Here is a 24,455-nt window from a genome sequence, read left to right as displayed (position 1 = left end):
CTTACTTCTGTACTAGCTGCTACCAAGGCTGGATTTTGAGCGGCTAAGCCGACCGGGTAAGCGTTAGCTGCTCTGCTTCGACCTCGTGGCTGAGCAACTTTTCAATCAACTGATCCAGAATCTCTAGCTCACCCTCCGTGTAACGTCCCCGCAAAAGTAGTTTGTTGATGAGGCTCTCCTGTTCCCGGCTGAGGAAGCCACTCTGAAACACTTGTTCAACCACCTCTCGAATGCTGGACGCCGGATCGGCAGGGGCATTCACGGCTGCCTCCGCTTGAGTCCTACTTTGAGGAGCGAGGTGGCGCTGCTCAACCTGCTCTGCCGGTGCTTGAGTCCTGTCTGCAGCAGGGGCTGTGTCCTGCCATTTTGGAGAGACCTCCCGCAGTTCCCCCAGGGAAAGGTTTTCGCTCAGGATCCTTGCCAAGCGGTAAGTCCGGTAATCCACGGTTAAGTCGAGAGTAGCTTGCATGCTGCTTTCTACGTATCTCTAATGACTGCGGTCCTATCTTATCCCCTATTCCGGGATATCACGTAAGCAATTTCTACGTTTTTCGTACGCGATCTGGCGGAGACAAAGGTAAAAAAAAGTGAAAATCAAAACAACCCCCCTTGCGGGAGGGGAGGTTGCTTGAGGGCCTACTGGCCTGCTCTAGGGCGAAGATGGGGGTCTAGGGGAAGTTTGGGATCCGCCCCAGGACTTTCAAGAGGCTTGCTTGAAGTAGTCGGGCTCGTTGCCGGGCTTCCACTTGATGTTGCAGCCAAGGCTGGGCTTTTGGTTGGGATCGATGGGCTTGCCCGCCAGCAGGTTATCCAGCGCTGCCCGCAAGTCTTTGCCAGTCACTGGCACATCCGGCAGGCTGGGGCGGCTGTCGTCCAGTTGACCCCGATAGACCAACTTGCGATCCACGTCGAACAGGAAAAAGTCAGGGGTGCAGGCAGCGGTGAAGGCTTTGGCCACCTCTTGGCTTTCGTCGTAGCAGAAGGGGAAGGTAAAGCCCAAGGTCTCGGCCATCTTCTTCAAGTTCTCGGGGCTGTCCTCGGGGTATTTCTCCACGTCGTTGGCGCTGATGGCTACAATGCCGACGCCGCGGTCCTTGTAATCTCTGCCAATGCGAGCCAGCTCCTCTTGCACGTGCTTCACGTAGGGGCAGTGCTGGCAGATAAACATCACCAGCAAAGCGGGCTTGTCGGCAAAGGTAGAAAGGGAAATGGTTTGTCCAGTTACCACATCCGGCAGGCTGAAGTCAGGGGCGGGGGTGCCCAAAGGCAGCATCGTTGAGGGGGTACGAGCCATAACAAACCTCCAGCGTAAAGTTTCCTTAATCATCATGGCTCATCCCGCTCCCCAGGAGTTGTGAGCACGGGATCCTGCCGACAGATCCCAAACAGGCAGGGAACGGCCTTTACAATTGGATAGAGTTCGCAACATTTTGTCCGGAGCTGAGCTTTGAGCACCGCCGTCTTGCCCGCTGCCCCCCTGGTGGACACCCACGTCCACTTAAACTATCCCGACTTTGCAGAAGATCTGCCCCAGGTGGCCGAGCGCTGGCGCCAGGCCGGGATCCGGCAACTAGTACATTCCTGCGTCACGCCAGCGGAGTTTCCCCAGTTGCAGGCCATTGCCGACCAGTATCCCGAGGTGTTCTTGTCGGTGGGGCTGCATCCGCTTGAGGCGCGCCAGTGGCAGCCGGCTCTGGCCGAAAAGATTGCCCAGTTGGCCGCGGGCGACAGGCGGGTGGTGGCTATCGGGGAGACGGGCTTGGATTTTTACAAGTCCGACCCGTCAGATATCGAGCGGCAAAAAGAATCCTTCCGCGCCCACATTGCCATTGCCCGGGAGCAGGATCTAGCCCTGATTGTCCATTGCCGCGAGGCGGCAGCGGCCACCTATGAGATTCTCCAAGAGGCCATGGCCACAGGGGAATCGCTGCGGGTGGTGATGCACTGCTGGAGCGGATCCCCGGAGGAGACGCGGCTCTTTGTGGAGCTGGGCTGCTTTATTAGCTTTAGCGGCATCGTGACCTTTAAGAACGCGGAGACGGTGCGCCGCTCGGCCTTGGAGGTGCCCCTGTCCCAGCTTCTGGTGGAAACCGACTGCCCTTTCCTGGCCCCTACTCCCTTCCGCGGCAAACGCAACGAGCCAGCCCACGTGCAGCGGGTGGCCCAAACCCTGGCGGAGTTGTTGCAGATCCCCTTGGAGGATCTGGCCCAACAAACCAGCCAAAATGCTGCTCGCCTCTTCCGCCTTCCCCAGCAAGGCGACGGCGGAGGAGGTCCTCCTGCTCTGAGGGCCGCCGGCAACCAGCCCAATCGCGAGGCGTGTGCAAACCGCTAGCGGCGCTTGGAGCGGCGAGCCTGACGTTCTGCCTCGTTGCGCCGCCGCCGATCCCGCCAGTCGATCAAGGTGATGTAGCCAACGCCCAAAGTTATGGCCGCTAGGAGCAAAAAGATGCCCCCATAGGCAAGGCGGAGGATCCAGGGCAAGGCGGTTTCCATGGGGCTAGAGGCACTGAAGGACGGCGGGGAGGCTCAGGGCTACATGCCGTTGCGGCCCCAAACCACAAAGGCAATCGAAAAGGCAAAGAAAGCAGCAACGGCAACCCAGCCAAAGGTGATGATGTCCATAGGTCTAGCCGAGCAAAGAGGGCTTATCGGGGTGATCCCATTTTAGGGGATGGGATCCCCACCGCCTCCACAATCAAGCCCGCCTGGGGAGGAGGTGCTAGAGCTCTTGCGCTCTCAGGGTTTGCACGCCTTGCCGCGACCAGGTCACTGCTCCAACGCGCTCGGCTAAGTAGAGAGGCCGCTGCCTCTGCCGAAACCAAGTAACCACTGCCTCGCCGGCGGAGCCAGAGCTGATGCCCGCCTGCACCTGAAAGCGCTCCAGCAAGTCCAGGATTAGGGATCCCCCATCCCACCACAGCCAGTCAATTTGGGCCGGCAGCAGGGGAGATCCGGTTAGCTCGGCCTGGACCTGGGTGCTGGCGGATCCCAAAAGCAGCCAGCGGGATCCCTCGGCCTCCAGGGTCAACACCAGGGGGTTGGTATGGACAGCCTGCAGCTTCAGCCGCTCGGAAAAAGGGATGCGGTCGGCGGGCCGCAAGACTTGATAGGGGATCCCGGCAGCTTGCACGGCACTGAGGGAGCGCAGGTAGCTTTCGGAAGCGGCGTTGATCCCGCCCCCGTCCCAGAATTGCCCAATGGAGAAAGCCGAAAGCAGGATCTCCCAAGCGCCATTGGCAGAGCCCCTAGAGGTCATGGCTACCGCTCCCTCCAGACGGCGCAGGCCCTGCTGCCGCAGAAAAGGCAGCACCGTGCGCTCGGCCAGGCGGGGATCGCCGCTGTTGAGCAAGAGGTGGCGTCCTTCCGCCTGAATGACCAGAATGGGGATGGAGCCACTGGCCAAAGCGGTGATCTGAACTGGCGGCCCCGGCCACAACCTCGGCCCCAGCAGGATGGCGGCCATGATCAGGGTAGTGCCCTGCCAGCGGAAAGCCCGTCGCCACTGCGGCCAAAAGGTGAGGGCCACCAGCGCCCCGTAGAGGAGCAGACACTGGAGCAGCGAGACCCTGCCGGTGTAGTAGGAACTTAAGGGCCAGCTGGCCATCCAGCTCACCCAGTTGATCAAGGGTGTGATCAAAAACGTCAGGGGCTGGGCCAGCAGGGATCCCAGGGCCGGCCAGAGCAAAGCCACAAAGGCCACCCCAAACCCGGCCACCAGCAGGGGCAGCAGTAGGATCAGCAGCAGCGGGTTGGCCAGCAGGGAATAGGTGGGGATGCGGCCAAAGATGGCCACTTGCAGCGGCAAGGTCCAGATCTGGGCGGCCAGAGGAACAGCCAAGGCGGTAGCCACTGCTGGGGGCAAGAAGTCCAAACGGGAAACAATGGGAGCTGTCCCCACCAGCAGGCCCAAGGTGGCGGCAAAGCTGAGCTGAAACCCCAGGTCTGTAATCCACTGTGGCTGATAGAGCAACAGCAAAACCGCTGCCACCAGCAGCGTTCCCAGGGGGTTGAGCCTAACTTTCCCCTCCAGCCGCGGCTCCGTCAGTACCAGCATGGCCGCCACTCCCATCACTGCCGCCCGCAGCACCGAAGGGGTAAACCCTGTCAAGGTAAGGTAAACCCCCAAAACCGCCAGGAGGATCCCCTGCTGCAGGCGCACTGCCAGCCGCCGCGTTAGGACAAACACCACCCCCAGCAGCAACGACACGTGAAACCCAGAAGCGGCCAGAACATGGGCCATGCCGATTTCTCGGAAGGCATCTTGCAAATCGAAGTCCAACTGGCCAGCCCGGGATCCCAGCACCAGCGAGGCCAAGAGGTTCCCCTGCCGCTCTCCCAGACCGGCGATGAACGCCTCCCGCACCCGCCGCCGCAACACCCAACCTCCCCAGACTTTTCCTCCCGGCTGCGGGATCACCTCGCGGGCGCTGAAACCGGCAAAAGCTCCCTGGCGCTGCAGGTAGGCTTGAAAGTCAAAGCTGCCCGGGTTCAAAGCCGGACTGGGAAGGTAGAGGGATCCCACCAGGCGCACCCGCTGGTTGGGATGGAGATCCCTGCCCTGGAGGGCTGCCGGGCTAGCAGTGACGTAGAGCTTGCCGCTCACCTGGCGGGCGGTGGAGTCGGCCTCCAGCACCTGCTCCGCCTCGAGCCAGAATTGCCGCCGCTCGCCGCGGGTAGGACGGGGCTCCGAAAGGACAGTGCCCACCAGACTCACCTGCGCCTGCGGGGCTAGAAGGCTAATATCCGTCGGGCCGGGAACCGGCTGCCGCCAGCCCAGGTAGGCCCAGGCCAGGCAGCCCACCAACCCCGCCGCCAACCAGGTGCGCCCCAAGCGCGGTCGTTGCCGGTAGACCAGGGATCCCACTAGCCCCAGCCCTAGAGGGATCCCCCACCCCCAGCCGCTCACTGCCGGCCAGGCCCGCAGCAACAGGCCTAGGATCCAGCCCAGCCCCAGCAGGTAGGTTCTCTCCATCTGCTCTCAGCGCGCTTGCCCCCACTGTACTCTCCTACCCAAGCGGGATCCATAGCCCTGTCTTAACCTGCCCTGCTGGCTACCCCCCAGCTCAAGCTCGTTTGGCGACCTCTCTCGGTTCCTTGCCGGTCAACTTCCTGAATTGGGAAATAAAGATGGATGGCCCACCGGCTCTGCGCCGCGATATCCTAAGGATCGAACCACCAGCAAGGGGTGAGACTGCTCATGGACAGCACTTTGCTACAAGCAGCTCGCCAGATCTACCAGCTTCATCTTCAGCACCGCCCAGAGGTGGTGGAGCAGCCACCGCGGGGCGTGGTCATCCATCGCCGTACCCTGCGGGGCGACTTGATTTTCTCGGAGTTTCCCATTCTCTTGCCTCAGGAGACCTTTATTCCCTTGCAGCAGTTGGAGCCGCTGCGCTGAAGCCCTGCTCCCCTGCCCATCTGGAGGGTGTACGCCATACGATGGCAGAGTTAGTCTTTGTTGCCTGGGAACGGCGGTGAGGGCAGACTTCCTGGCCAGCGCCTGGGAACTGCGCCTGTTGGGTTGGGTGCTGGTGCTGATCCTAGGGGCCTGCGTGGGCAGCTTTATCAACGTGGTGGTCTACCGCCTACCGCGAGGTCTTTCTCTACTCTATCCCGGCTCCCACTGTCCCCACTGCAAGACGCCCCTAGGGCCGACGGAGAACCTCCCCATCCTGGGCTGGTTCTTGCTGCGTGGTCGCTGCCGTCACTGCGGGAATCCCATCGCCTGGCGCTACCCTGCCGTCGAGGCCTTGACCATGGGTCTGTTTGGCCTCAGCGTTGGGGTTCTGGGATTTTCTCCCCGCGGGATCCTCACCTGCTTGTTGTTGGGCTGGCTGCTGGTGCTAGCCCTGGTTGACCTGGATACGTTTTTGCTGCCAGAAGCGCTCACCCGCTCTGGCTTGCTGGCAGGACTGCTGGCCCGCTTGGTGCTGCCTTGGCTAGAGGGATCCAGATCCCTGGCCGCTACAGGCTCGTCTTTGGTGGCTGGGATTGCAGGCGCGGTGCTGGGCATTTGGCTAGTGGAAGGCATTGGTTTGGTGGGCCGCCAAGTTTTGCGGCGGGAGGCCATGGGCGGAGGAGATGGCAAGTTGCTGGCCCTCATTGGCATGTGGCTGGGCTGGCAGGGGGTGGTCGTGACCCTCCTTTTGGGTTCCGCGTTGGGCTTGCTGGTTAGCTTATTGGCCATGGCCAGAGGACGAGCTCGCCTGGGCAAACCTGTTCCCTTTGGACCCTACCTGGCTCTAGGCGGGGCTACGGCTGCCTTGGCAGGATCCCCGTTGGTCGAAGCCTACTTGCGCTGGGTCAACCTGCTGGAGTAGACGCTATTCCTGCAGGCGGCAACTCTCTGGGGTAGCGACGGCTGGATCCACGCAAGGACTGGCGATGGCAAAACCCACAGACCAACCAACGCTCCAGCTCGGCAGCAGGAGTGGGGCAGCCGCAGGCAGGGCAGGGAAACAGGTTTTGCTGGGTTTGTTGCCGTTTCACTAGCCGAGCCCAGCGCTCGAAGGCAGCTTTGGCCTCTTCAGAAGAGGGAGATAAGCTGGAGCGGCGAGGGGTGGTAGGCCGCTTGGGAGTTGAGGATACAGGGGGAGGGGGGTAGAACCTGTCCACCAGTTCCGCATCGGAGGCAAAAGAGTTAGCTAAGCTGGATGCCGCATGCCAAGCGGCAGGGCTAAAGCGGATATCCACGAGGGGAGGGTGGAGGCGGCTGTTAAGTTTCTTGAGAATCCGTTGGCGCTGGAAGGTGAGGTTCTGAGCCCAAGCAGGGGTAGAAGTGGCCACCTGCAGCACCTGGCGGCGCAGGTTGACCGGGTAGGTTTGCGCGGCTACCGCTTCTCCCACCACTTCCGGCCAGATCTGCCGCAGGGTCTGCATTTGGTTGAGCTGGGCCCAAAGGGGGTGGCCGCTGAAACTGGCCAACACACGCTCCAGGCTTTGCAGCATGGTGTCTCTCCCTAACCCTAATCCTTGTCTTCCGAGAACTGGGCTGCTTCGCTGAGGGCCGACTGGATAGAAGCAGCGTCAGGCAGAGAACGGGATCCGCCGTTGGGGCTGAGGGAAACCAGTCCTTCCAAGCTGCGGATGTGGATGTCTTGCTGGGGGAAGGGGATGCGGATCCCGCGCCGCCGAAACTCGGCCTCGATGGCGAAGTTGAGCTCGCTGATCAAGACAAATTGGTCCTGAGGACGGTTGATCCACACCAACAGCTCAAAGTTAAGGGAAGAAGGCCCAAAAGATCTAAGCCACACCTGCGGGGGCGGGTTGGTTAGAACCCGCGGATTTCCCCTAGCAACGGCAAGCAGGGCTTCGGTAACCACCTTTGTGTCGGAGCCGTAGGCTACGCCCACGGGAATGTGGATGCGGCAGCGGGGATCCCGGTAGCTCCAGTTCACCACCTTTGACTCGGTGAAGCGAGAGTTGGGCACAATGACAAAGATGCGATCCAAGGTGCGCAGGACAGTAGCCCGCGGGCCAATGTGCTCTACTGTGCCAAGCAAGTTGTCCACTTCGACTAGATCCCCAATCTGGATGGGACGCTCTAGGAGGATGGCGAGGTAGCTAATGTAGTTGTTGGAAAGGTTTTGCAGGCCAAAGCCAATTCCTAAGCCCACCGCCCCTGCAATCACAGCCAAGGAGCTGAGGTTGAGGCCGCTAAAGGGCAGCACTAGCAGGATCCCAAATAGGGTGAGGACGTATTTAAAGATGGCCGCCGTCGACTCCTGGGTGCCCAAGTCCAGCCCAAGGCGACCCAAAAACCGCTGCTTCAAGCCAACGCTGATATAGTGGGCAACCGTAAAGACCAAAGTGGCCAGGACAAAGAAGACCAATAGGCTAGCGATGGAAACATTGGAATTGGGCAGCGGCTGGATGAGAACGCCCAGTGCTGTGTTCACCACCTGCCCCAAGCGCGCGTAAAAAGCCCGCTGAAAGGGCCGCAGGGCGGGTATGAAGCTAATGCCGCGGTCCAGCGAGATGCCGGCAATAAGCATTGCTCCTAGGCTGCGCAGCAGGGATCCTCCCATGTCGATCCAGCTTCCCCAACCTGGGTCAGCCCGGAGCTCTAGCCACCTCTGCAGGCGGACGAGGCTACGGTCGAACAGCCGCCAGAGAAAGAACCCCACAGCCACGCTGGCCAGCCCAGCCAAGGTAGTGAGTACTAGCACGCGCGGATCCCGCGTCCGCTGCAGATCCAGCCAATCCTGCCGGTACTCGGCGATGGCTTGTTCCAGCCGCCGTGCCCAACTGTTGGCCACTAGACGCACATCGTTGAGGCTTACCTGAGCCAGCGGCACCCTGCGCTCGGCAGCCGCATCGGCATAGGTGACGGTAAACAAGTACCGTTGGGTGGCCTCAAAGCGGCCTCTTTCTCCCAGCCGGAGAACGTACTGCCCATTGGCATCCTGAGCCACCCGCACCTCTGGCTCCGGCAACTGGCCCTCTTCCAAAAAGCGCTCGATGATTGCCCGCACATTATCAGCCCGCACGTCGCTGGGGTATTCTGCCGTTTGCAGGCGAAACACCGGGACTCCCCCCACTAGCACTGCTGTGCCCTCTTGGCCAGTCAACGGGATCCCCAGCGGGGTTGGGGAAGGAGCTCCCTCGGGGGCAACTCCAGGATCCCGCAGCTCAAGAGCCTGCGCCAAGCGGCCCTCAAAGGGGGCAGAGAGGGCAGGGGAAAGCCAGAGACCGATCCCCACTGTCAGCCCCAGCGCGAGTACAGCCCCCTTCAGCAAGAGGGAATCTCGAATGGCTCGGCGGAGGCGAACATCCATGGTTTCAGGAATCCCGAGGAGGCTTGGCGGTATGCCCATGGTGGCACAAGCAGGTCCTGCGGCTGGGGAGGCAGGCTGGGAGTTTAGGCACTCCGAGGGTGGCCCAAAAGCCGTTGGCGCAGCTTTTTAATTTGGTCGCGCAGCCGGGCAGCCTCTTCAAATTCCAAGTTTTTAGCTGCCGCTTTCATCTTCGCATCTAGCTCGCTAATAAGCTCTGGAATTTTGGAGAGAGGGATCTCATCCAGCGCTGGCAAGGCTTTTTCCAGATCCTTGCCCTTGAGTTTGCGGGAGATGGCTAAAAAAGACAAAATGGCGTTGCTGTTTTTCTTAACGATGGGCTTAGGGGTGATGTTGTGCTGGCGATTGTATTCCAACTGAATTTGGCGGCGGCGCTGGGTTTCGGCAATCGCTCTTGCCATGCTGCTAGTTAGCGTGTCAGCATACATCACCACCATGCCGCGGACATGGCGCGCTGCCCGCCCAATCATCTGGATTAGGGATCGCTCCGCCCGCAAAAATCCCTCTTTATCTGCATCCAAAATGGCCACCAAGGAGACTTCCGGCAGATCCAACCCCTCCCGCAACAAATTGACCCCCACCAGGACATCAAAAGCCCCTTCCCGAAAATCTTGGAGGATCTCAATGCGCTCGATGGGGGTAATCTCAGAGTGCAAATAGCGAACCCGGATCCCGCGTTCCTGCAAGTACTCGGTGAGATCTTCAGCCATGCGTTTGGTAAGGGTGGTTACGATGACCCGTTCCGGGAAGCCCTGCTGCGAGCGCTCTAGGCGCAGGTAGATTTCTGAGAGCAAATCCTCCACTTGACCGGCTGTGGGGCGGACATGCACTTCTGGATCCACCACACCAGTGGGCCGAATAACTTGTTCTACAACCCGGCCTGTGCCCGGTATGTAGAACTTCAGGGGTTTGCCATTTTCCACCACGGTTTCAAACTGAGCTTCGCTTTGTTCTAATTCCCAGTTGCCGGGCGTGGCGGAAACAAAGATGCATTGGTGGACTTTGGCCCAAAATTCCTCGGCTTTAAGGGGGCGATTGTCAAGGGCGCTGGGCAGGCGAAAGCCGTGATCCACCAACACCTGTTTGCGGGCGCGATCCCCATTGTACATGCCCCGGATTTGCGGCACTGTAACGTGGGATTCGTCCACCACCAAGAGCCAATCGTTGGCCTTGAAGTAGTCCACCAAGCAAGCAGGCGGCTCCCCTTCCTTGCGCCCCGTCAAATGCCGGGAGTAGTTTTCAATGCCGTTGCAGTAGCCCACCTCCCTCAGCATTTCCAAATCGGAGCGGGTGCGCTGCTCCAGCCGCTGAGCTTCTAAAAGCTTGCCCTGGCGGCGAAAGAGATCTAGCTGCTCTTCCAGCTCTTCCTCAATGCTGCGGATGGCCTGTTCTAGTCGCTCTTCGGGTGTTACAAAGTGGCGAGCTGGATAAACCCTGAGGGCGCTGACGCTGGTGAGGATCGCGCCTGTCACCGGGTCAAGGAGGCGAATGGCCTCGATCTCATCGCCAAAAAACTCAATGCGAATTACTCTATCCTCATAGGCAGGCACAATTTCCAGCACATCCCCTTTGACGCGAAACCGCCCCCGCGCCAGTTCCAGATCATTGCGCTCGTACTGGATGCCGACCAGATCCCGCAAGACCTGCCGTTGGTCAATTCGTTGGCCCACTTTGAAGGGGATAGAAGCCTTTAGGTATTCCTCCGGCATGCCCAAGCCGTAGAGGCAGCTTACGGAAGCCACAACAATGACATCCCGCCGTTCAAAGAGGGAGCGGGTAGCCGAGTGCCGCAGCATGTCAATTTCTTCGTTAATGGAAGAAGACTTGGCGATGTAGGTGTCGGTGCTGGGCAAATAGGCTTCCGGTTGGTAGTAGTCGTAGTAGCTGATGAAATACTCGACAGCATTGTAGGGAAAAAGCTCGCGCAGCTCGTTGCATAGTTGTGCAGCCAAGGTTTTGTTGGGGGCCATCACCAGGGTTGGCCTGCCAATCTGCTGGATAGTATGGGCAATGGTAAAGGTTTTGCCAGTTCCGGTTGCCCCTAGCAGAGTTTGAAAGCGATGGCCCTCTAAAATAGACTGCACCAAGCCAGCAATTGCCTGAGGCTGATCCCCGGTGGGCTGGTAGGGGGAAACCAGTTGAAACTCAGACATAGGTCTAACCCTTTACAAGCTGTAGATTTGTCCATCTACCAGCAGATGAGTGATGCCTTTCTTTTGCAACTGCGAGCGCACAATTCCCAGAATGTAGCCGGGAAAGTGGATGACCCGGTAGGGCGGGTGGGTGTTGCTGCCTCGGCGGCTCATTTCGCAAAAGCGCCGGGCCACCTTGTGGTTGTCAAAAACGGGCAGCGTATTGGCATTCTCGATCCCTTCCAAGGATCCCGGCCCCAAAAATTCCTTGAGGGGGCGGGTGGCCAATTCTTGGTAGCGGTCCACCACCACGTAGCAGGTCTCGGGCAGCTCCAGCTCCTCCAGGGGAAGCACCTGAATTTGATGGACAGGCCCAGCGAGGGGATCTGGCTCTGCTTCGGCGTCCTCCGGAAGATCGTCACTGGTGTCTTCCTCCTCTTCCGCTTCATCGTCGTCTTCTTCTGCAGCCAGATCTTCCTGCAGCTCAGCCACCAGGTGGACTGGCAGCGCTTCAGGGGGCAGTTCTACTCCTTCGCCCGCTTGATTAGAGGCGTCCTCTGGAGACAAAACCTGTTGTGGCGGGGGCATCTCTTCCTTGTCCCTGTCTTTGCGGCGGGCTGCTAAGCGTCTGAGCTGGATTAGCTGCTGGTACTCGTCAGGAGGGATATTTTCCTTGAGAACGCGGGTGATGGTGGCGAGGCTGACGCGGAATTGCTCCGCCAGTTCAGCAACAGTAGCCACCGAGCCACGGTAGGCATTGACGATCTGCTGTTGTTCTTGCTTTGACAGTTTGCTGCGAGCCATCGCCATTCACCCTCTCCCAAAAGTTCTTATGGGCAGGCGGCGTTGACCGGCACACCCGCCTGAGGCCGACGGCCAGTGCTTCCCAGTCTAACCCCTTGCCACTCAAGACGCGGCTCCTTTTGAGCGAAAAGCGTGCCCATTCAAAATGCAGGCCAGGGGAGCGAGCAGGCAAGGGGCATCAGGGGTGTAGAGCGGTGATCAAGTCCGCTTTGTTGAGCAGCAAGTCTGGTGGGCAGTAGAAATTGGAGGAGCTTCCCAACTCAGCCTGCCAGGGGGCTTTCCTCTAGTCCTCATTTGCGACAGCGGTGCGGCAGCGCTCCATCAGGTAGCAGAGGCAATCTTGGCGGATGATATGGCTATTGAGGGTGAGCATGGCTGGCACAAGAGGCACACGGGTGCGAATTTCCCCATCCTGGGCATAGAAAAAGCGCTCCGCCACATTTTGGCCTTGCTCATCTTGCACCTCCAGGTAGAAACCGTTGGTGGTCCAGCCAATACAGGTGTGGGGAGGTACCTCCCGAAAGTTAAGCAGATCCAAGTTGGGGGGGAAGCGCAGGTGTGGCTGGGATCCCTGGGGCTTGCCCTCTTCTTCCCCAAAGCTAAAGCTCACCTCTTCCGGGATCCTGACAATGGCGATGCTATGAAAGAGGTCGATGTCTTGTCTAAAGACAGGACGCTGCGGGATGGACGAAAGATGAAGACAGGCTTCCAGAAATTCGTAGGCATGCTGGGTGCCGTAGGGCTGATCCGGCTTGCCGCACTCCAGGGTCACTGCCGGGCAGAAGCGCCCAAAAGCCATGCTCTGCACCCCTTCCGGGCGCCTGAAGTAGAGGACAGTGCGACCAAACAAGGTGGCCAGGTGCAAGGTGGAAGGATCTAGGTAATTGACACAGGCGTAATGGGGGTTGGTGCCCGTGTTGTTGTGGATGTCAACGCTGGCAAAGACGCCGCGTTGCCGCATCTGCCGCAAAACCGCCTCGGCCATGGCATGCTCGGGGGTGGAGCCGGGGCCCCAAATGCGGTTGTAGTCTGGCTGGCCGTCCAGGCGCCGTTGCCCGTACCGGGCAGCCCGTACATTGCCGATGAAGAGGGACAGGGAACGGGGCAGTTCTCGCTCGCGGTAGCAGCGCAGAAGCTGTCGCACTGCCTGCCAACCAGTGGTTTCGTTGCCGTGCAGCAGGACAGACACAAACAAGGGGGGATCCCGCCTTCCCCGCAGATGGATGAGGGTTGGCCCGCCCAAGCGGTCGTAGAGTTGATGGGCCTCTAGCTCCAGGAGTTGATCCGGCAGGTGGTCGAGAACGGTGAGCATGAGGGTTGGGCAAGCACTTCAACGCAAACTCTTGGCTGCTCAGGAGCAGAAATGAACAACTGGCTACCGTGCTGGTGGCTTGGGTCGTCGCCCTGCCCTTTGATCTGAGAAGGCATCTCCCCCCTTCCAAGCTGGGCAAGGGATCCATCTTGCCCAGGGGGATCCCCTGCCATACGGGGAGGGCGCTTTCCTAGTCGAGATCCCAAGTGTGTACCGGCTGACCTTGCCGCTGCCGTTCCCAGTAGGCACAGGTCAATTGTTGCATATCTTTACCATGCTGGGGACGTAGCGCCGCTGCCAGGTGGCCCCATTTTGCAGCTCTTGCTGCAACTGCCGCAGAGCCGAGCCGACCAAAACCTGTGGCCGGCTGTTGGGGCCAGTTCCGGCACCACCAGCGGATTGTTCACGGCCTCCAGGTAGGCTGAGTTAATCGGGGCTGGATCTCCCTGGGGGTGACCAGCCAGGCTTCCAGCTCAAACCCGCCCCGCCCACCAGGGATCCCTGGGCAGAAGGCCGGCAAATGGGATCCAGCCCCGGCACACCGGCGAGCCAGCGGTCGAGCAAATCCGTTTCTTGCTGCAGCCGAGCTTTGAACTCGGCAAAGTCTTCGTCGCTAAAACTCAGGCAGGCGATCTACTGGCCCATCGGGTCAACTCCGCGGCTTTTGATAAGACCACCGTATCGCTGCTGCCAGGGATCCTGAGGTAGGGCAGTTTACCGCTGTCGCCTCCTGGCCAGGTCTAGCCTAAGGTTGCTGGAGGATATCCCAGGGCACTTGGCTGTCTAGCCTGCTGTTATCGAGACATCTTCGATGCGCAGGGCAGGAAAGGCAGCCGTGCCGTTGAAGACAGTTACTTCCTGGGAGATGGCAGAGATATTGCGCAAACAGTCGTAGAGGTTGCCGGCAATGGTGGTCTCCAAGATGGGGCGCTTCTCGCCACCTTTGACCAAGAAGCCCCCCTTTACTACCCCAGAGAAATCTCCTGTGATGGGGTTGCTGCTGCCGGAAAGCCGGGTGACAATAATGCCCCGCTCCATGGCATACAGCTCAGACAGGGGGGTTGTCCCCGGCGCCACTCTCAAACAAGCTGGCCCCACTCCTGGCAAGCTGCCCGCTCCGCCTGTGGCATGGCCATTGGAGGGAACGCCGGCAGCCCGGCCCTCGTAGCTGTTGTACATGAAGTTGCAGAGGATCCCTTCGTGGATTAGGGGGGTAACTTGGCGGGGGATCCCCTCGCGGTCAAAGGGCTCGATGAGGTAGCCGGGCAAGCCCAGGCCTTCCGAAACCAGCGTCAACAGAGGGCTGGCGATAAGGGATCCCATCTTCTGCGCCAGGGGGCTTTTGCCTTTGCGCACTGCATCCGCCCCCAGCACAAAGAGGAGGTCTCCCAGAAACTCCTCCACCACATCCGGCGGCAGGACGATGGGGCCACGAAAACTCTCTCCCTTGCTAGCCCCCAGGGCCCCCACGCACTTTTGCACAAAGCGATCAAAAGCTCGCTCTAGGGCCGGCACTAGATCCGCCCGCTTCTGGACGCTGTCGCCGTCGTAGGCAAAGCTGCCTACCTCATCCCCATCGATGGCCATGCCAAATAGGGATCCGCCCGCCTCAACGCTGTGGTAGTTGGCGCGGATGCCGGTGGAAGAAGCAATGGCCACGGTATCCTCTTCCACACTGAAGGAGCCGCTGTCGATGGTGATGCGCGGGTCTTTGGAGCGCACCCACTCCACCAGTTGGGATCCCAGTTGCGTCAGCTCGGCAGCATCCAGCTCCAGCAGGCCTGGGTCAAGGGCAAAGGGCACCTGAGGTAGAGGCTGGGGATCCGGCAGGCCGTTGAGGGGATCCGCCGGCGAAGCCTTGGCCATGGCCACCGCCTCAGCTGCTGTTTCGGCCAGATCCTCTGGGCGGTTGGAGGTGGCAAAGCCCAGCCTGCCGCCACAGAAAACCCGAATGCCAAACAGGGTTTCACAGCTAGTGCGAACCAGGTTGAGGTCATTTTTCTCAAAAGTGACTTCCGTCTCGCGGCCTGAGTTGGCAAACACCTCGGCTTGGTCAGCGCCGGCAGCCAAGGCCTTTTGCACACCCTGTTCGCAGAGATCTAGCAAGTTTTCGGGGGAAATAACAGAGCCGGGCATGGCTGAGAGCGGCAAGAGAACAGTTCTATTATCAACCTAGGGCCAAGATCTCGCTCAGGAGCAGGAGACAAGCCCTCCCTCAGGCGGCGGCCCCTACTCCAGCGGCTGATCCGAAAAAAGCAGGGGAGCGATATTGGCCGCCTGGTTGAGCGGGATCTCGTCGTGGATGGCGTACTGGTAAAACTGGTCTATGCGCCGGCACAGGCCCTCTGGGGTTAAGGCCTGCACGTTGGAGCTGATGATGTAGCTCTGGGCAGGAGAGGTTCGGAACGCCTGAAAGGCTTTGCGACAAAACGCCTGCTTGGCTTCGGGATCGGCCTGGCGCCACTCCGGCCCCGTTAGTTTGCCAGATAGTCCTGGCTCAGTTGCTGCCCAAGCGCTGGACGCGACCCAGGGCAGTCCCGTGCCCAAAACCAGACACGCCAGGAGGAGCAATAGAAGTCTCGCTTTCAGAAGCACCTGCTGCCAAAAGAGCCACAGCGGTTGCCCATGTTGCACCATCGTTGGATAGGCTAGGGGGTAAATTGGAATGCCAGAGCACTTCTAGCCATCCTACCGCTCCTCGCTCGCCCCCAGGCAGCGGTAGGGTAGCAGCCAGTCCTTAACCCATGGCCCGTAGCAGACCCCGCCGAAAGCAGCGCTTTCCCCACCTCCTCGGCTCCAAGTGGACTTCGGTTCAGCCTGTGCTGGGCTGGCGACATTTTCAGGTTACCGCTCGCCAAGAGGGGGAAGGGGGGGTAGTGTTTGCCGAGCTCAAGGCCGTCTGCGATCCCCAGGTGCGCCTCTGGGTCAACGCGGCCACCCTGAAGAACCGGGATCTCTGGCAGCCGGGCTGGACGCCGCTGGAAGGGGGGCTTTCCTGCGGGCGGCAGGATCCCCTTCTGGACAGGGCTGGGGGATAGTTTCTCTCAAGCTGGGGCTCAGGGATCGATTAGGATCACCTCTCTAGTGTGGTGTATTTTAATTCGGAAGCTTGAGGAGAAGAAAGCGAGATGGCCAGATGTGACGTTTGCGGAAAAGATCTTAGCTACAGCGATTATCAGTGGGCCAAGCGCTGCGCCAATCCCTACGGGAAGTCTCACCTCATCTGCTTCGACTGCTACAGTGGTTCGTCTTGTCCCATCTGCTATTCCCCTCTGGAGCTGGCAGAATAGAAAGAGGCGTTCTCAAAAGCTGCTTGTCGGTTACTCGACTCCCATCCCCCTAGCTCCTCGGAGGGGGCGATGGTCGACAAGGGTCTCGATGGTTTTCCCAAGGGAGCCGGAAAAGTGCGCATTGGCCAGGGCTACGACATCCACCGCCTCGTCGAGGGGCGCCCCCTGATCCTGGGCGGGATCCGGATCCCTTACGAAAAGGGGCTATTGGGCCATAGCGACGCCGATGTCCTCACCCACGCCATCATGGATGCTCTCCTGGGGGCTGCCGCTCTGCGGGATATTGGCTACTACTTCCCCCCTGAAGAAGAGCGTTGGAAAGGGGCAGATAGCATCCTTTTACTACAGCAAGTGGTGCAGCTGGTGGGCCAAGAGGGCTGGTGCGTTGCCAATGTAGACAGTGTGGTGGTGGCGGAGCAGCCCAAGCTCAAGCCTCACATCCCTGCCATGCAGGCTCGTCTAGCCGAGGCCATGCAAATATCGCCCAAGCAGGTAGGGATCAAGGCCACCACCAACGAAAAACTGGGTCCTGTAGGTCAGGGGGAGGCTATGGCTGCCTTTGCTGTAGCCTTGCTGGTGGAACGCTGAGGGCATTCCTACCTCACCGTCAACTCCACATCCCCTGTGCTTCTCAGGACGTTGATCCCCACCCCTCCTGCCTGGAGATACAGGCCAATGTCCAGGGATCCGCGCCCCACCTGAATGTTTTCGAGGGTAACATGGGGCAGCCACAGGGGCAGGGTGGGCTGAGTCAGGTGCACCCGCTGGGCCAAGCCGTCGATCTCCAGGCCTAGGCAGGCCTGCAGCAGCAGGAACACGCTGGCCGCCGCCCAAGACTGGGGCAGACAGGCCACCGGATAAAGGGTGGGGCCTTCCCGCTGGCGACGCCGAAAGCCACAGAACAGCTCTGGCAGCCGCCGCAGCTCCAGAAACTGGCTGGCATCGAACAAGGCTGTCAACACCTGGGCCGCCTCCGCCTTATAGCCATAGCGGGAGAGCCCTGCCGCAATCAGGGCATTGTCGTGGGGCCAGATGGAGCCGTTGTGGTAGGACATGGGATTGTAGCGCCCTTCCCCTTCCGCCAGGGTGCGGATCCCCCAGCCGCTAAAAAAAGCCGGCTCCAAGAGTTGCCGGGCAATGCGCTCGGCATGCTGCGGGTGAGCGATCCCGGAAAACAGGCAGTGGCCCATGTTGGAGCTGCGCACGCGACAGGGTTGCTTGCGCCCGTCCAAAGCCAGGACGTAGCCGCCCAGCTCTTCACACCAAAACTGCTCCCAAAACTGCTGCTGCAGCTTTTCTGCTTGCTGCCGCAGTTGCGCCGCCTGCTCTTGCCGCCCCAATAGCTCTGCCATCTCCGCTGCCAACAGCTTGGCCTCGTAGGCGTAGCCCTGCACCTCGCACAGGGCTATGGGTGGCTCCGCTAGGGATCCGTCGGCATAGAAGATGGCGTCTTCCGAATCTTTCCAGCCCTGATTGCGCAAGCCCCGTCGCGCCTTGCTGGCATACTCCAAGAAGCCGTCGCCATCCAGATCCCCGTAGGTGTCCATCCAGCTTAGGGCTGCTTCGATGTTGGGCCACAACTGCCGCAACAGCTCGAGGTCGCCGCTGCGGCGCACATAGCGCCCTGCTAGCACCACAAACAGCGGCGTTGAGTCGATGCTGCCGAAATAATTGCCAAAGGGGATCTCGCGCGTCTTGGCCATCTCGCTGTAGCGCTGCTCGTGCAAGATCTTGCCCGGCTCGGCGTCGCGGCTGGGATCTACCTCCTGGGCCTGGTGGGCTGCCAGGTACAGCAGCACTCCCCGCGCCAAATCGGGAAACCACCAAAGGGTGGCTAGGGCAGTGATCAGCGCGTCGCGGCCAAAGACTGTGGCAAACCAAGGTACGCCAGCGTGGGGATAGAGCCCATAGGGAGTGCGGGCCAGCATCATCACCAGGTCGTCCCGCGAGGCGTTGAGCCACTCGTTAAACTGAGCGTTGCCAGTGTCGATGCGGTGGGCCAAAGCTCTTAGCGCCGCCCGCTGCTCCCGTTCTGCCTGCAGTGCCTCCTGGTAGGTCAGGGGCGGGATCTCCTCGCCGCCATAGCTGCAGACTACCCTTACTTCCAGATCCCGCTCCTCCTGAGGTGCCAGCGGCACCCACCACTGCGCTAGCTTTTCCGAGACCACGTCCGGCGGAGGGGAAAATAGGAGCCGCGTCTGCCGCTCCAGTCCGTCTAGGCCGCGGTAGCGCAAAGTTACCCCCTCCGGCGTCACCTGGGCCGGCAACAGTTGCCCCCGCTGCGCCCGCCGGATGCCGCGAATCTCAAACATGTCGGCAAAGTCGGCCTCAAAGCGCAGGGTAAGCGGCACGCGGAGCGTCTCCAAGCCGTAGTTGTGAATGCGAATGCGCTCATAGGCCACGTTGTTCCACAAGAAAGTGGTGCGCAAGACGTGTAGCGTCTCTTGTTCAATGAACTGCCCCTCCGAGGTGGTGAACTCGGGGTTGGTGAGATCCACCGCCAGAATGTCCTTGTCTTCCCGCACCTCTGAGCTGAGCAGCAGAAACTGCTTCCCCTGCAAGTCCAAGACCAGCCGAGATAAAAAGCGGGTGTCATCGCGAAACAGGCCGTGATCCCGGATGCCGAGGGGGCGCATGTTTCCCAGGCGGTCAAAAACAGCAAAGCAGTTGTCCTGCTTGAGGACGTGGGGACGCGCCTCCACCAGCGAAGCGCTGGCGCGGATGTAGTACTGATCCTGAATCTGGATGATGTCTTCGGCCATCTCGGTCTTCGCACCCAACCAAAGCAGCAAAACAGCAGCCTCGCAGCTAGCTCAAGCTTTAACTGGGCAGAGTTGACAGGCCAGGGGTGGCTTTCTTCGAGCGCTCCTGCCGCTCGTTCACCAACTGGTTGTAGAGGGCCTCGTATTCCGACACCATCCTCTCGACGCTAAACCGCTCCTCAAACACCTGCCGCACCCCAGCTCGGTCCAGGGATCCCACCTTTTCCAAGGCCTCCACTGCCTCTTCCACGGAGTCAACAATAAAGCCGGAGCGGCTGTCGGCCATCACCTCGGGCACCGAGCCAAAGCGAGTAGCAATCACCGGCGTGCCACAGGCCATGGCTTCAATCATCACCAGCCCAAAGGGCTCCGGCCAGCGGATGGGAAACAGCACCGCGTAGGCCTTGCCCAAGAACTCGTTTTTCTCTTGGTCAGTGATTTCCCCAATGATCTCCACATTGGGATGGCGGCTAGCCAGAGGCTTAATTTCTAGCTCGTAGTACTGGCGATCCACCGCGTCGATCTTGATAGCAGCCTTCAGCGGCATCCCTGCCCGCGCGGCAATTTCAATGGCCGTGTCCAACCCTTTTTCCGGCGAGACCCGGCCCAGAAAGGCCAGGTAATCCCCCTTTTCTGGGTAGAAACGGTGGAGATCCAGGGGTAAGCCATGGTAGACCGTCCCTACCCAGCGCGCCTGGGGCAGCGGCCGCCGCTGAGCATTGGAGATGGAGACCACCGGAATGTCCTGAAACTCGCTGTAGAGAGGCTGCAGCTCCGGAATGTCCAGTCGCCCGTGTAGAGTGGCCAAAAAAGAAACTTGAGGGTGGCGGCGGGCCAGGGCGTAGGGATAGTAGTCGATGTGGCCATGGATAATGTCAAACTCGTTGGCCATCTGAAAGGCCTTCTCCACCATCAAGATGTGGGGAGCCACCGTATCAATGGCCGTGGGATCCAAGCGCAAAGCCCGCTCCCGGAAAGGGATCAAGCGAGCCTGGGTCTGGGAGTCGCCGCTGGCAAATAGAGTCACCTCGTGCCCGCGCCGCACTAGCTCTTCAGTTAACCACGAGACCACCCGCTCGGTGCCGCCGTAGAGCTTGGGGGGTACACTTTCGTGCAACGGGGCAATTTGGGCAATGCGCATCGTTATCCTCCAAACCAAATTGGTAGCCGTTCGGGATTGTTGGTTGCGCCGAGCGAAAGGCGCTTCCCAGGTGCTGACCCCGGCAGCCCAGCCCTGTTACAGCTGGTTGCAGGATTTTCTTACAACCCCTTGGCTAAAGCCGGATGATAAAAAAAGAGGGAGCCAGCTAGATCCAGCCTATGGGCTAGCTGGCTGGCTTGGTTGCGTTGGCTGGTGAGAAAATAGTCCATCCCCCAAGCCTAGCCGATTTCCAGCACGAATACAATCGCCTCATGGGCCGGCTATTTCTGCCGCGGCAAACAGAGGCAGAGTACCAAGCCCAAATTTTGGGTCGGCCTGCCTAAGGGATCCCACCATGCCCTACATGGTTATCTACGACGGCCTCTGCAACCTCTGTGCCACCGGCGTTCAGCTCTTGGAGCAACTGGATCGCGGACGGCAGTTTTGCTATGCCCCCATGCAAGATACCTCTACCCTGGCTCAATGGGGGATCCCACCGGAGCAGGTGGAGCTGGGGATGATTCTCATCGATCTGGAGCACCCAGAGCGCCGCTGGCAGGGATCCGCTGCCATTGAACAAATTGCCGCCCTTTTGCCGAGCGGGGAGGTGTGGCTGGCTCTGTACCGCAACTTTCCTGGCTTGAAGGTTCTGGGGGATCGAGGCTACGAACAGATCCGGGATCACCGCTACGAGTGGTTTGGCCGCCGTAACACCCCATACCTATCTGTCTACCCTGCTTGTGTTTCCTGCCGGGATCCCTTGGCTGACAACCCATAATACTTGGTAATGCTTGCCCTTATCCAGCTACCTGAACTGAAGGAGGCCGATAGGAGAGGGGCTGTACTTAAGGGATCCCTTGACGAAGGATACATTACTCCTGAGTGTTTAATAATTTTTAACTCACCTCATTGGTAAACAGGATGTGTTTGTGTGTCAGGAACACCTTTTCGGCCCTGAGAAAGCTGGCCTAGGATGGAAATGTTATGACGTTGTCAAAGACCCTGTTTTCGGCTGGGTGGTCACTTGGTAAAAGGCTGCCGACAGCTAGAAAACAACGCAAAGAGCAAATCTTTTCGAGCTCGACTTTCCCGGCAGGGCAGTGGTACCATGTCGCCGCAACCTACGACGGCAGCACCATGAAGCTCTATGTCAACGGCAACCTCGAAGCGTCGAAGCCGTTCACATCGTCCATTACTTACGACTCTTTGATTCCCTGGACCATCGGCTCGACAGCGACTCCGATTCGCGCCGCCGGTTATCCGCGCACCTTCAACGGTGTCATCGACAAGGTGGAGATCTTCAACCGGGCACTGTCGCAAGCGGAAATTCAAGCCATCTACAAATCCGGGAAGTGCAAATTCAAGAAGGTGTTCGATCCGACACAGTTTCCGACGAACTGAAGCGGAGGATATGCTCTCTTAAGTTCGTCCGAGTCGGAACAGGAACAACACTCCCGTAAGATCATTACGGAGTTTTGGGAAACAACAGATAGTTCACGGCCAAGGAGCTCTCGGTCACTATGCAACCTACTTCCAACAATTAGTGATGCCAGAGAAACCCTTGGTTGTGACAACTGCCACATAGCGTGCAAAACTCAAACGTTAGGAGGCGTCATCATGAAGAGAATAACAACTATAGCTTTGCATTCCGTTTTTCTCGTAGCTCTTGTTTTCAGCACGGGGCATACCCTTGCACAGCAAGAAACACAAGAAAAGCAGCAGACCGAGAAGAGGCAAGCGCCCATTCAATCAATACCACGTCCGTTGCCAGACATGACAAGGCGGTTGCAAGAAGCCAACAAGGCCTTCCGCGATGCAGTTGCTTCTGAAATGCAAGAAGCTGCGCGTCAAGCTGGTGTCGAAATCCGCATAGACAATTTCGTTGCCATTCCATTTGATGACTCGAGCATGGTTTTCGTAAACGCAATGATCGAAGGTGCCGATAGAGTGAGCATCGAGCAACTCGCTGAAGGTGCGGATGTTTTCTTTGCGGATGTTCTCTTTATCTATTCAGGCGCGAAGCTGGGATTTGCCGGAAGGGAAATAGACCCTGGTTTCTACGTTGTGCGTATCTTGGAAAATCCTGCCTACTTTGTGCGTATCTTGCAAAAGCCTGCCGGCGGGAAGTGGCTCGCCCAATTCATAAACTCAATAAACTCACAAGGCAGGATCGTTTTGGAAACCGATGCGACGGTTGAGAGACCCGACTCCAATGCTGCCAAGATGCAACCAATGTGCACGCTTGGACGAAAAGGCGAACTGATTCTCTTTGGCGAGCACGACCCATTCAAAAATATTACAATTCCACCGGTCAGTTCGAAAAGCTGTCCTTCCTGTGTGCGTGCGCGCTTTGTTTCTGAGTCCAGGACGCTACGCGAGGCAGCATGGCAGGTTGTTAAAAAGGTCGCTAAAGAGCCCGTCTCTATAGAACAGGTGGTTCCTGTAAGTTTAGGACCGGTCCCCCTGCCTGATGCTATTACTGTCCTCTTCAACTGCAGAACCGAAAACAAGCCAGATTGGTGCGAATGTACTTTAGTAGAACGAGGATCAGATTACGGAATCTGGAGTTGCATTGGCCAAGTGAGTAAGAAGTGGTATGTGTTTTTGGTTACCAAATAGATGGAGGTATAACCATGCCAAACGGAACAAGCACTGCAGTGACCGAAGCAACCCGCCTCAAGGATGTCTTCAATGCCCTCTTTGCGGCAACACTTACTGACGTCTAAAAAAAATAGGAGGTATTACCATCCTAGCCGACTCTCTGAAGCCCAAACGCAAGCTCTTAATCTGGGATATTGTCTCTGGCTGGTCAGATAACGGTCAGAACAAGGGGCAATTGATGCCTGCCTTGAACCGCATCGGCACCATCAGAGAAGATGAAGCAGTGATTTGTGTCTTGAAAGACTTTAACCCTACCCTGAGAAATCCAGAACGCTCGGATAATTATCCCGTCATTCGCTACCTGAAAACTTTAGCTAGGCAGAGCCGCAGCAGCCGCAAATCCATTATTCTCATGGGGCCAGAAGCAGTTGTACCCTCAGACCTGAGATCCGAGCCTGCCAAGGGCTGACGCGGCAGCGCATTGAACGCATCCTGGCCCGCGCCTTAGCCGCCAAGGGCAAGGTCAACGAGGGCGATATCGATCTGGTTCTGGAGGAAAAAAGCAATACATTCGCCAGACGGAAATCCTGGAATTTTACAGCCCTTCGGAAACCTTGCAAAATGTCGGCGGCCTGGAAAACCTCAAGGCCTGGATTAGAGAACGCCGCAACAGTTTTAGCGCTCAGGCCCGCGACTATGGCTTGCCCAGTCCCAAAGGGATTTTGCTGGCCGGGATCCAAGGCACTGGCAAATCCCTCTGCGCCAAAACCATAGCCCGCGAGTGGCGCATGCCTCTGCTTAGGCTGGATGTGGGGCGGCTGTTCGGTGGGATCGTTGGCGAAAGCGAAAGCCGCGTGCGCCAGATGATCCAAATTGCCGAGGCGATGGCCCCCTGTGTCTTGTGGATTGACGAATTGGATAAAGCCTTTGGCGGCATCAACAGTGAGTTTTCCGGGGATTCAGGCACCAGCAAACGGGTCTTTGGCAGCCTCATTACCTGGATGCAGGAAAAGACTAAACCCGTTTTCATTGTGGCCACTGCCAACAACGTCCGCATCTTGCCGGCTGAGTTGCTGCGCAAAGGTCGGTTTGACGAGATTTTCTTTGTCAATTTGCCAAACCAACGAGAGCGGGAGGAGATCTTTACAAGTCCACATCCAGCGACTGCGGCCCAACCGCGTGCGGGATTTCTCCTACACCGAGCTGGCTGTGGCAACGGAAGACTTTAGCGGGGCAGAAATTGAACAGGCTATCTATGACGCCATGCACATGGCCTTTAACCAAGATCCACCCCGCGAGTTTACCCAAGAGGATATCCTCAAGGCCATTCGCCAAACCGTCCCTCTAGCCGCCATTGCCCGCGACCAAATTCAAGACTTGAAGGCATGGGCTGCTGAGTCGGGAGCTCGAACCGCCTCCCAGGATCAACGGTTGGTTCAAGAGCTGCAAACCCTGGCTCAAAAGAGAGGACTAGGCCCCATTGAAGTCGATAGCCCCTCTTCCGCCCTGAAAGACCTAATAGCAACTTGGCAGTGACCTGCTCATCCCGGCGTAGTCGAGGGGGAAGGGGCTGGGTTCAGGCTAGACTGGTAGGTACAAACGGGCAAGACGAGGA

26 protein-coding genes are annotated in these 24,455 nt (G+C 58.9%); 12 read left to right on the top strand and 14 right to left on the bottom strand.

The window, feature by feature from the left end; all coding sequences use genetic code 11:
* Positions 1 to 43: 43 nt before the first annotated feature.
* Both NW804_RS00640 and NW804_RS00635 read right to left on the bottom strand, forming a co-directional pair.
* Entirely contained in the window at positions 44 to 469 is a 426-nt protein-coding gene (locus NW804_RS00640) for a hypothetical protein (protein ID WP_414422611.1), read from the bottom strand.
* A gap of 231 nt (positions 470 to 700) precedes the next feature.
* Positions 701 to 1,294 carry a thioredoxin family protein gene (locus NW804_RS00635; protein ID WP_414410344.1) on the bottom strand — a complete coding sequence of 198 codons (594 nt, stop codon included), beginning with the start codon at positions 1,292 to 1,294 and terminating at the stop codon, positions 701 to 703.
* Positions 1,295 to 1,447: 153 nt separating this feature from the next.
* On the opposite strand from NW804_RS00635, the gene NW804_RS00630 reads away from it, so the two are divergent.
* Positions 1,448 to 2,335 carry a TatD family hydrolase gene (locus tag NW804_RS00630; RefSeq protein WP_414410345.1) on the top strand — a complete coding sequence of 296 codons (888 nt, stop codon included), beginning with the start codon at positions 1,448 to 1,450 and terminating at the stop codon, positions 2,333 to 2,335.
* On the opposite strand, the gene NW804_RS00625 is transcribed toward NW804_RS00630, so the two are convergent.
* The 3 genes from NW804_RS00625 to NW804_RS00615 all read right to left on the bottom strand — a co-directional run bounded on the left by NW804_RS00625 (position 2,332) and on the right by NW804_RS00615 (position 4,975).
* On the bottom strand, positions 2,332 to 2,496 hold the full coding sequence (locus NW804_RS00625) for a hypothetical protein (RefSeq protein ID WP_414394298.1): 165 nt from the start codon (positions 2,494 to 2,496) through the stop codon (positions 2,332 to 2,334). The genes NW804_RS00630 and NW804_RS00625 overlap by 4 nt on opposite strands.
* A gap of 39 nt (positions 2,497 to 2,535) precedes the next feature.
* On the bottom strand, positions 2,536 to 2,625 hold the full coding sequence (locus tag NW804_RS00620; protein WP_414404797.1) for a cytochrome b6-f complex subunit PetN: 90 nt from the start codon (positions 2,623 to 2,625) through the stop codon (positions 2,536 to 2,538).
* A 97-nt stretch (positions 2,626 to 2,722) separates the two neighbouring features.
* On the bottom strand, positions 2,723 to 4,975 hold the full coding sequence (locus NW804_RS00615) for a ComEC/Rec2 family competence protein (protein WP_414422610.1): 2,253 nt from the start codon (positions 4,973 to 4,975) through the stop codon (positions 2,723 to 2,725).
* 225 nt (positions 4,976 to 5,200) lie between these two features.
* Between NW804_RS00615 and NW804_RS00610 the strand changes: the two genes are divergently transcribed.
* Positions 5,201 to 5,401, top strand: coding sequence for a hypothetical protein (locus NW804_RS00610; RefSeq protein WP_414394303.1), 201 nt, complete (start codon positions 5,201 to 5,203; stop codon positions 5,399 to 5,401).
* Between the two features lie 76 nt (positions 5,402 to 5,477).
* Complete coding sequence (locus NW804_RS00605) at positions 5,478 to 6,323, top strand: prepilin peptidase (protein WP_414422609.1); 846 nt, start codon at positions 5,478 to 5,480, stop codon at positions 6,321 to 6,323.
* Here NW804_RS00605 and NW804_RS00600 read toward each other — a convergent pair.
* The 7 genes from NW804_RS00600 to NW804_RS00570 all read right to left on the bottom strand — a co-directional run bounded on the left by NW804_RS00600 (position 6,307) and on the right by NW804_RS00570 (position 15,683).
* Positions 6,307 to 6,951, bottom strand: coding sequence for a DUF721 domain-containing protein (locus NW804_RS00600; RefSeq protein ID WP_414422608.1), 645 nt, complete (start codon positions 6,949 to 6,951; stop codon positions 6,307 to 6,309). The two genes, NW804_RS00605 and NW804_RS00600, sit on opposite strands and share 17 nt — an antisense overlap.
* Before the next feature lie 17 nt (positions 6,952 to 6,968).
* Complete coding sequence (locus NW804_RS00595) at positions 6,969 to 8,780, bottom strand: mechanosensitive ion channel family protein (RefSeq protein ID WP_414420455.1); 1,812 nt, start codon at positions 8,778 to 8,780, stop codon at positions 6,969 to 6,971.
* A gap of 83 nt (positions 8,781 to 8,863) precedes the next feature.
* Positions 8,864 to 10,951, bottom strand: a complete 2,088-nt coding sequence (uvrB, locus tag NW804_RS00590) for an excinuclease ABC subunit UvrB (protein WP_414422607.1) — start codon at positions 10,949 to 10,951, stop codon at positions 8,864 to 8,866.
* Between the two features lie 12 nt (positions 10,952 to 10,963).
* Positions 10,964 to 11,734, bottom strand: coding sequence for a hypothetical protein (locus NW804_RS00585; RefSeq protein ID WP_414422606.1), 771 nt, complete (start codon positions 11,732 to 11,734; stop codon positions 10,964 to 10,966).
* Between the two features lie 283 nt (positions 11,735 to 12,017).
* Complete coding sequence (locus NW804_RS00580; protein ID WP_414422605.1) at positions 12,018 to 13,046, bottom strand: M14 family metallopeptidase; 1,029 nt, start codon at positions 13,044 to 13,046, stop codon at positions 12,018 to 12,020.
* A gap of 783 nt (positions 13,047 to 13,829) precedes the next feature.
* Positions 13,830 to 15,182, bottom strand: coding sequence for a TldD/PmbA family protein (locus tag NW804_RS00575; RefSeq protein WP_414422604.1), 1,353 nt, complete (start codon positions 15,180 to 15,182; stop codon positions 13,830 to 13,832).
* Between the two features lie 93 nt (positions 15,183 to 15,275).
* Positions 15,276 to 15,683: a hypothetical protein gene (locus tag NW804_RS00570; protein ID WP_414394318.1), complete on the bottom strand. Its 408-nt coding sequence runs from the start codon at positions 15,681 to 15,683 to the stop codon at positions 15,276 to 15,278.
* Positions 15,684 to 15,790: 107 nt separating this feature from the next.
* Here NW804_RS00570 and NW804_RS00565 point away from each other — a divergent pair, with 107 nt between their 5' ends.
* A complete protein-coding gene (locus NW804_RS00565; protein ID WP_414410357.1) occupies positions 15,791 to 16,084 on the top strand; it encodes a TIGR02450 family Trp-rich protein in 294 nt (97 codons plus the stop codon).
* Between the two features lie 366 nt (positions 16,085 to 16,450).
* Positions 16,451 to 16,924: a 2-C-methyl-D-erythritol 2,4-cyclodiphosphate synthase gene (gene ispF / locus NW804_RS00560; RefSeq protein WP_414394413.1), complete on the top strand. Its 474-nt coding sequence runs from the start codon at positions 16,451 to 16,453 to the stop codon at positions 16,922 to 16,924.
* Between the two features lie 8 nt (positions 16,925 to 16,932).
* Here ispF and NW804_RS00555 read toward each other — a convergent pair whose 3' ends face one another.
* Entirely contained in the window at positions 16,933 to 19,116 is a 2,184-nt protein-coding gene (locus NW804_RS00555; RefSeq protein ID WP_414422603.1) for a glycogen debranching N-terminal domain-containing protein, read from the bottom strand.
* A 40-nt stretch (positions 19,117 to 19,156) separates the two neighbouring features.
* Entirely contained in the window at positions 19,157 to 20,239 is a 1,083-nt protein-coding gene (locus tag NW804_RS00550; protein ID WP_414410359.1) for a glycosyltransferase family 4 protein, read from the bottom strand.
* A 197-nt stretch (positions 20,240 to 20,436) separates the two neighbouring features.
* Between NW804_RS00550 and NW804_RS00545 the strand changes: the two genes are divergently transcribed.
* From NW804_RS00545 to NW804_RS00515, 7 genes are all read left to right on the top strand, one after another.
* Positions 20,437 to 20,583, top strand: coding sequence for a hypothetical protein (locus NW804_RS00545; protein WP_414422602.1), 147 nt, complete (start codon positions 20,437 to 20,439; stop codon positions 20,581 to 20,583).
* 11 nt (positions 20,584 to 20,594) lie between these two features.
* The gene (locus NW804_RS00540) at positions 20,595 to 21,017 is read left to right on the top strand and encodes a thiol-disulfide oxidoreductase DCC family protein (RefSeq protein ID WP_414422601.1); all 423 of its coding nucleotides are present in this window, start codon (positions 20,595 to 20,597) and stop codon (positions 21,015 to 21,017) included.
* Positions 21,018 to 21,223: 206 nt separating this feature from the next.
* Positions 21,224 to 21,640 (top strand): LamG domain-containing protein, encoded by a 417-nt coding sequence (locus NW804_RS00535; RefSeq protein WP_414422600.1) that lies wholly within the window; start codon positions 21,224 to 21,226, stop codon positions 21,638 to 21,640.
* A 216-nt stretch (positions 21,641 to 21,856) separates the two neighbouring features.
* Positions 21,857 to 22,858, top strand: a complete 1,002-nt coding sequence (locus NW804_RS00530) for a hypothetical protein (protein WP_414422599.1) — start codon at positions 21,857 to 21,859, stop codon at positions 22,856 to 22,858.
* Positions 22,859 to 23,078: 220 nt separating this feature from the next.
* Positions 23,079 to 23,309, top strand: coding sequence for a hypothetical protein (locus tag NW804_RS00525; protein WP_228375399.1), 231 nt, complete (start codon positions 23,079 to 23,081; stop codon positions 23,307 to 23,309).
* Positions 23,310 to 23,454: 145 nt separating this feature from the next.
* Positions 23,455 to 24,069, top strand: a complete 615-nt coding sequence (locus NW804_RS00520) for an AAA family ATPase (protein WP_414422598.1) — start codon at positions 23,455 to 23,457, stop codon at positions 24,067 to 24,069.
* The gene (locus NW804_RS00515) at positions 24,050 to 24,376 is read left to right on the top strand and encodes a hypothetical protein (RefSeq protein WP_414422597.1); all 327 of its coding nucleotides are present in this window, start codon (positions 24,050 to 24,052) and stop codon (positions 24,374 to 24,376) included. Before NW804_RS00520 ends, NW804_RS00515 begins: the two co-directional genes overlap by 20 nt.
* Positions 24,377 to 24,455: the final 79 nt, after the last annotated feature.

The organism is Synechococcus sp. WC10meta (assembly GCF_047461475.1).
The sequence above is the reverse complement of the archived record's forward strand: the minus strand, read 5'-3'. Positions and strand labels throughout refer to the sequence as shown.